The 6486-nt window shown below is 41.1% G+C and carries 7 protein-coding genes; 1 reads left to right on the plus strand and 6 read right to left on the minus strand.

Features of this window, described 5'->3' with window-relative positions:
- Positions 1 to 172: 172 nt before the first annotated feature.
- The 6 genes from panC to thiM form a co-directional block, all read right to left on the minus strand.
- Entirely contained in the window at positions 173 to 1036 is an 864-nt protein-coding gene (gene panC, locus BEGALDRAFT_RS11750; RefSeq protein ID WP_002690237.1) for a pantoate--beta-alanine ligase, read from the minus strand.
- Between the two features lie 57 nt (positions 1037 to 1093).
- Positions 1094 to 2098 (minus strand): hydrogenase expression/formation protein HypE, encoded by a 1005-nt coding sequence (gene hypE / locus BEGALDRAFT_RS11755; RefSeq protein WP_002690239.1) that lies wholly within the window; start codon positions 2096 to 2098, stop codon positions 1094 to 1096.
- Between the two features lie 77 nt (positions 2099 to 2175).
- Positions 2176 to 3261, minus strand: a complete 1086-nt coding sequence (locus BEGALDRAFT_RS11760; protein WP_002690242.1) for an amino acid ABC transporter permease — start codon at positions 3259 to 3261, stop codon at positions 2176 to 2178.
- A 33-nt stretch (positions 3262 to 3294) separates the two neighbouring features.
- Entirely contained in the window at positions 3295 to 4482 is a 1188-nt protein-coding gene (locus tag BEGALDRAFT_RS11765; RefSeq protein WP_002690243.1) for an amino acid ABC transporter permease, read from the minus strand.
- 18 nt (positions 4483 to 4500) lie between these two features.
- A complete protein-coding gene (thiD, locus tag BEGALDRAFT_RS11770) occupies positions 4501 to 5328 on the minus strand; it encodes a bifunctional hydroxymethylpyrimidine kinase/phosphomethylpyrimidine kinase (RefSeq protein ID WP_002690244.1) in 828 nt (275 codons plus the stop codon).
- Positions 5322 to 6128: a hydroxyethylthiazole kinase gene (gene thiM, locus BEGALDRAFT_RS11775; protein ID WP_002690246.1), complete on the minus strand. Its 807-nt coding sequence runs from the start codon at positions 6126 to 6128 to the stop codon at positions 5322 to 5324. Before thiM ends, thiD begins: the two co-directional genes overlap by 7 nt.
- Positions 6129 to 6277: 149 nt before the next feature.
- On the opposite strand from thiM, the gene BEGALDRAFT_RS18940 reads away from it, so the two are divergent.
- Positions 6278 to 6421: a glutathionylspermidine synthase family protein gene (locus tag BEGALDRAFT_RS18940; RefSeq protein WP_081484176.1), complete on the plus strand. Its 144-nt coding sequence runs from the start codon at positions 6278 to 6280 to the stop codon at positions 6419 to 6421.
- Positions 6422 to 6486 lie beyond the last annotated feature (65 nt).

Consider the following 6486-nt stretch of genomic DNA (forward strand, 5'->3'; position numbering starts at 1 on the left):
CACAGAGCTAATGGGCTTGAGTAGTCGTTTTTATCGCTTGGTTGGGGTCGGGAGTGTGTTGGATTAAACCGCTCAGTACATTAACTTGTTATAGCGGGCTATGCGATTCAGTGCAAGTAAAGTGCCTTTTAGGTTTTCAGTGCTGGGCGGTTTTTTAACAATGTTAAGCGGGTTACTCGTTAAGGATTAAGCAGATATTATCGATAAGGCGGGCTTTTCCTAACCATGCTGCAGCTAAAATAACCAGTTCGCGGGTTTGTACTTGAGCGTCTTGTAAAGTATTTGCGTCACGGATAGCCACGTAATCGGGTTTAAAACCTGCTTGTTGGAGTTGTTGAACGGCATTTGCTTCTAAGGCAGTGAAGGCTTTTTCGCCCGCTTGCAGTTGTTCTTTAAGGTGGGTGAGAATTTGGTATAAACGTGGGGCTATTTGTTTTTCTTCTGCGGTTAAGTAGCCGTTGCGGGAGCTCATGGCAAGTCCACTGGTTTCGCGGATGGTGGGCACGCCAATAATGGTGATAGGCATGTATAAGTCATTGACCATACGCTTGATAATAGTCAGTTGTTGGTAGTCTTTTTGTCCAAAGAGAGCGACATCGGCTTGACTGATATTAAAGAGGCGATTGACGACGGTTGTCACGCCTGCAAAGTGTATCGGGCGAAATTTACCGCAGAGTAATTGGCTTAAAATAGGAACTTCGACCGTAGTCACGGTGCTTAAATCTTGTTGTCCATACATTTCTGCCACGTTGGGGGCAAAAACCAGTTCTGCGCCGACTTTTTCTAACGCCTCACAATCTTGTTCCAGTGTACGGGGATAACTTTGGTAGTCTTCATTTGGGGCGAATTGGGTCGGGTTGACAAAAATACTAACAACAACGTGGTCAGCGACTTTTAGCCCTTCTTTAACCAGTTGTAAATGTCCCGCGTGTAAGTTGCCCATGGTTGGAACGAGTGCAACACGTTGTTTGGCTTCATGCCATTGGGCGACTTGGGTACGAAGTTCAGTAATAGTGGTAACTTTTTTGAGTGTCATGGATTTTTAATAAGGTGAAATGAGGGCAGATAATAATAGCAGTGACGATAAAATCAATTAACAAATACGGGGCAAAGGGTCGTCTTCTAATTCTTCTAATAAACGTTCACCGCCTAACGGTGTGCGTAGAATAACGCGAGCATCACCTGTTGCAACCTGTCCGATGATAGCAGCTTGTTCGCCTTGGGCTAAAGCTCGCCAACTGGCAAGAGCTTGTTCTGCTTGTTCTTTCGCAACGACAGCCACAACACGTCCTTCACAGGCTAAATATAAAGGGTCATAGCCCAACATATCGCAGACAACTTGCACTGCGTCATGAATAGGAATATTACCTTGTTCTAGTATGACTGTTTTTCCAGTAGCTTGGCTGATTTCATGCGCAACAGTTGCGAGTCCGCCACGGGTTGGGTCACGCATAAAGCGTAAGCCTGTTAATGGCAATAAGGCGTGTGTTAGTGGGAACACGTTGGCGGAGTCTGATTGTAAATCCCCTCGGAGTCCAAATTGTTCACGGGCAAGCATGACGGCAATACCATGATTACCCACTGCACCACTGACAAGAATAATATCGCCTGCTTGAATACTGGAAAAATCCAGTGTTTGCGGTGCAATTTTAACCCCAACGCCTGTCGTAGCGAGATATAAACCGCCACCTTCTCCACGTTGTACCACTTTTGTATCACCCGCCACGATTGAAACGCCTGCTTGTTGGGCGGCTTGTGCCATGCTGATAATAACTCGCTCTAAAGTAGCGATTTCTAAGCCTTCCTCGATGAAGACGTTTAAAGTTAGGTAAAGCGGTTTTGCACCCGCAACGGCTAAATCATTGACTGTTCCATGTACGGCTAATGAGCCAATATTTCCCCCTGCGAACTCTAACGGTTTAACAATAAAGCCATCTGTTGTAATAACAAGATGAGAGGCAGACCATGGCAATGTCGTTGCGTCTAATTGGGTGTTTAAGGTTGGATGCTGTAAATGTTTTGCAAATAATTGTGTTATCAATTCACGCATCAAACGCCCACCATTACCATGAGCGAGACTGATATGAGTATCTTGCATAAAAGTGTGTTATCGGGAAGTGTGCGAGAAACTGAAAAAATGCAATGTGCATCTTTTCAGACAGAGACTTTATAAACTTAACGTTTATGACTTGTTTGCAACTTGCGTTCTAAATGTTGACTGTAGCGAGACATACTAAAACATAATAACCAATAAATAAAACCACCAAATAAAAAGCCTTCCACGGAGTAACCCAGCCAATAAGGGTCGTTTAAAGCGGCTTTAATCATGCCTAATAAGTCAAATAAACCAATAATTAAAATTAAACTGGTATCTTTTAGTAATGCAATCAATGTATTTACAATACCGGGTATAACGAGTTTTAACGCTTGCGGTAATATGACAAAAAACATTGTGCGCCAATAGCCTAAGCCTAATGATGCGGCTGCTTCATACTGTCCTTTTGGAATTGCTTGCAGTCCCCCCCGCACAACCTCCGCCATATAAGCCGATTCAAATAGGACAATGCCAACTGCTGCCCGAAATAGTTTGTCGAAGTTCATGCCTTCTGGTAGAAACAAGGGCAACATCACCGAAGACATAAATAAAACAGTAATTAAAGGTACTCCTCGCCAAAATTCAATAAATATCACGCAAAGCGTGCGCACTATTGGCATCGATGAGCGTCGTCCCAACGCCAGCAAAATACCTAAAGGCAAAGAGACAACCATCCCAATAAATGCCAGTGTTAGCGTTAACATTAAACCGCCCCATAAGGCAGTTTCTACAACAGGTAAGCCAAAGCGTTCGCCATAAAGGATTTCAAAAGCAATTAAGGGATAAATAAATAATAAAAATCCTGCTAACCAAAGTTTATGCAGTGTATTTTTAAAAAATAAGGGCAAGGCTAATCCAATAAAAATAAATAAAACAAGGTTAACTCGCCAAATTTCTGCATCTGGATAAAATCCGTAAAAAAACTGTGAGGCTCGCACCGAAATAAATACCCAACAAGCCCCGCCGCTGTCACAGTCTTCTCGACTTGTCCCAACCCAATCCGCGTCAATAATTGCCCATTGAATCAGAGGGGGCAAGGTTGCATAGAGTAAGTACAAACAGGCAAGGGTTAAAAAGCTGTTGAACCATGAAGAAAATAAATTATCGCGTAGCCATTTCAAAACATGGGTAAAAAGATGAGGTGCATTGGCTGTTTGTTGCATCATTTTAAAAACTCCTGCACAGGCATTTACCCATTTTTATCTTTCTTTCAACGCAATCCGATGATTATAAAAATTCATCAATGCGGAGATAACAAGGCTAATGAACAAGTAAACCGCCATGGTCATCATGATAATTTCTACGGCTTGCCCTGTTTGATTCAAAGTTGTTCCTGCAAAAACAGCAACTAAATCGGGATAACCAATAGCCGTTGCTAACGGTGAGTTTTTAATCAAGTTTAAATATTGACTGGTTAACGGTGGGATAATGACACGTAAGGCTTGGGGAATAATGACAAGGCGCAGTGTTTGTCGAGGTTGTAAGCCTAAAGAATAAGCCGCTTCGGTTTGTCCATGATTGACAGCTTGAATGCCTGCCCGAATTATTTCTGCAATAAAAGCAGAAGTGTAAATACTCAGTGCAACGACAAGGGCAATGAGTTCGGGAATAATCACCAACCCACCGCGAAAATTAAACCCTTGTAATTCTGGAAAACTCCACGTTAATGGAGAACCCAGTATAAAAAATGCAGTGCTGGGAATGATGAGAAAAAATCCAAGATTTGTCCAAAAAACAGGTAAATTCGTGCCTGTCCTTGCTTGATATTGACAAGCCCAACGTTTAAAAAAGAACATTCCCATCAATGTTAGAAAGAATACTAGCAAAACCCAGATAAAGTCTTCATCTGGTAGTGGTTTAGGAATATATAAGCCACGAACATTTAAATAGGCAGTTTCAGCAAATTCTAAACTTTGTCGTGGTGTTGGTAAGGCACGTAATACAGCGAAGTACCAAAAGAAGAGTTGTAATAGCAAGGGGATATTGCGAAAGGTTTCAATATAAACCAGTGAAAGTTTGGCAACTAACCAATTAGAAGAGAGGCGAGAAATACCAATAATAAAACCTAATGTTGTTGCAAAACATAATCCTAATGCAGACACTAATAAGGTATTGAGCAAGCCAACAATGAAGGTGCGCCCGAACGTATCTGTTTCATCATAAGGGATAAGGGTTTGTAAAATGCCAAATCCCGCAGGGTTTGATAAAAACCCAAAACCTGTACTAATACCTCGTTTCTCTAAATTATGTAATGTGTTCTGAGCAATATAAATAAAAAAAAGAATTAAGATACTTAAAATCAACCATTCAAAAATTCTGGCTCTAGTTTGGGGATTGTGCCACCAACGCATTGTATGAACGGATGATTTTTGTGGACTAGGTGTCATACAATCCCCCTAAGAGTTTCAGTCCCAGACTTGGTAAAAGTGATGCACAGGACCATGTCCTTGCCCTATTGTATAACTCGCTCCAGCTTGTAAAGCAAAGGTTAAATAAGTTTTAGCCGCTGAAACAGCTTCTTTTATACTACAACCTTTCGCTAAATAAGCTGCAATGGCAGATGATAAAGTGCAACCAGTCCCATGACTGTTATGTGTTTGAATGCGAGTGTGTGATAGCTCTGTAAAGGTATCATATTGATGTTCATAGAGGATATCGATACTCTGCTGACTTTGTAAGTGCCCACCCTTTAATAAAACGCTCTGACTTCCTAATTGACTAAGCTTTTTAGCACTCGTCAGCATTTGAGGGATAGAATTAATCGGTTCACCTAATAAAACAGCCGCTTCAGGTAAATTTGGCGTGATCATCGTTGCTAAAGGAATTAAACAAGTTTTTAATGCATCAATAGCTTCTTCTTGCATTAAACGATCGCCACTTTTTGCAACCATAACAGGGTCTAGCACAACATGCTTTATAGCAAACTCTTTTAATGTATTTGCTACTATTTCAATGACTTCCGCTGAGTGTAACATACCAATTTTAACGCTATCCACACCAATATCACTAAACACAGCAAGCATTTGTTGGCGAATAAATGAGGCAGGCACAGGATACACAGCAGAGACAACTTGGGTATTTTGTGCAGTTAAGGCAGTGATTACAGACATCCCATAGCATCCTAATGCTGAAAACGTTTTTAAATCAGCCTGAATACCTGCTCCGCCACCACTGTCTGAACCAGCAATTGTTAAAAGTCGTTTATATTGTTTTGTTGTATTAGTTTTTAACATGATTCAACATGCAGATAGTTAATTAACTGTTGCTCATTTAATTGATATAAAGCATCTAAAAAGTGTAATTGCAACGTGCCTGGTCCTGCCGTTTTTTGTATCGCAATTTCCCCTGCAATCCCCATCACTGCCATAGCATGACAAGCCGCTTGATGAAAATCTGCGTTGACGGCAACAAATGCACCGACTAACGCCGTTGCAGTACATCCTAACCCTGTGACTTTTGTCATCATTGGATGACCATTGCGAATTTTGATAACTGCTTTATCATCAACAATATAATCAGTCGCACCACTGACAACGACCGTACACTGATAGGTTTTTGCTAATTCCAAGGCTTCCGCTACAGCCATACCGGAGCTTTCGCTACTATCTGCACCACGTGTTTTTATATTAGCAGAAACTAACGCTTTAATTTCGGAAGCATTTCCCCGAATAACACTAGGATTTGCTAATTGTAAAAGTGTTTGCATTGTCGTAGAACGTAAAGCCGTTGCTCCACAAGCAACAGGATCAATGACAATTGGCTTATTTAATTGTTTTGCTTGAATAACAGCCTTTTCCATGCCTTTGACCCAATGCGGACTTAACGTACCAATGTTAATAACTAAGGCATTTGAAATACTAACCATTTCAACCATTTCATCTTCTGCATGTGCCATTGCAGGAGAGGCTCCTAATGCTAACAATGCATTAGCAGTGTTGTTCATCACAACATAGTTAGTAATATTATGAACTAATGGAAATTGTTCACGAATTTTAACAATATCAACCCAAATAGACTGTGGCGTAACCCGCATTATCTGTACCTTATTCAAGTTTAGATTTATGTGGCAAGAAAAACTGCTTTTATACGCAAAGTTGATGGGGATTGCAATTGAAGATTATGCAAGGCAGACACAATAAGAATTGTTCATTATGTCCTTGAAGAGGATATGAGAAAAAATTGATGATTACCAAAAACTACGAAGGTAACTACCCAGTACTAGGGACATGGATAGTAGGAGATATTGCAAGTGGTTTAGGCGTTCGCGAGGACGTGAGTCCGATAACGAAGAACTCCTCGCGTTTTGTCCCACACCTGTTTAAATAAACTTCAACACTGGGAACGCAACCCAAAAAAAACCCTCTAAGAAAACTTAGAGGGTTGGTATAAGG

Origin of the sequence: Beggiatoa alba B18LD, from assembly GCF_000245015.1 — a bacterium.
Lineage (GTDB): Bacteria > Pseudomonadota > Gammaproteobacteria > Beggiatoales > Beggiatoaceae > Beggiatoa > Beggiatoa alba.

What these genes read in the sequence shown, in the direction of transcription:
- thiM (WP_002690246.1), bottom strand. Translation starts at nt 6,128, where the DNA reads ATGCGGGTTACGCCACAGTCTATTTGGGTTGATATTGTTAAAATTCGT.
- thiD (WP_002690244.1), bottom strand. Translation starts at nt 5,328, where the DNA reads ATGTTAAAAACTAATACAACAAAACAATATAAACGACTTTTAACAATT.
- BEGALDRAFT_RS11765 (WP_002690243.1), bottom strand. Translation starts at nt 4,482, where the DNA reads ATGACACCTAGTCCACAAAAATCATCCGTTCATACAATGCGTTGGTGG.
- BEGALDRAFT_RS11760 (WP_002690242.1), bottom strand. Translation starts at nt 3,261, where the DNA reads ATGATGCAACAAACAGCCAATGCACCTCATCTTTTTACCCATGTTTTG.
- hypE (WP_002690239.1), bottom strand. Translation starts at nt 2,098, where the DNA reads ATGCAAGATACTCATATCAGTCTCGCTCATGGTAATGGTGGGCGTTTG.
- panC (WP_002690237.1), bottom strand. Translation starts at nt 1,036, where the DNA reads ATGACACTCAAAAAAGTTACCACTATTACTGAACTTCGTACCCAAGTC.
- BEGALDRAFT_RS18940 (WP_081484176.1), top strand. Translation starts at nt 6,278, where the DNA reads ATGATTACCAAAAACTACGAAGGTAACTACCCAGTACTAGGGACATGG.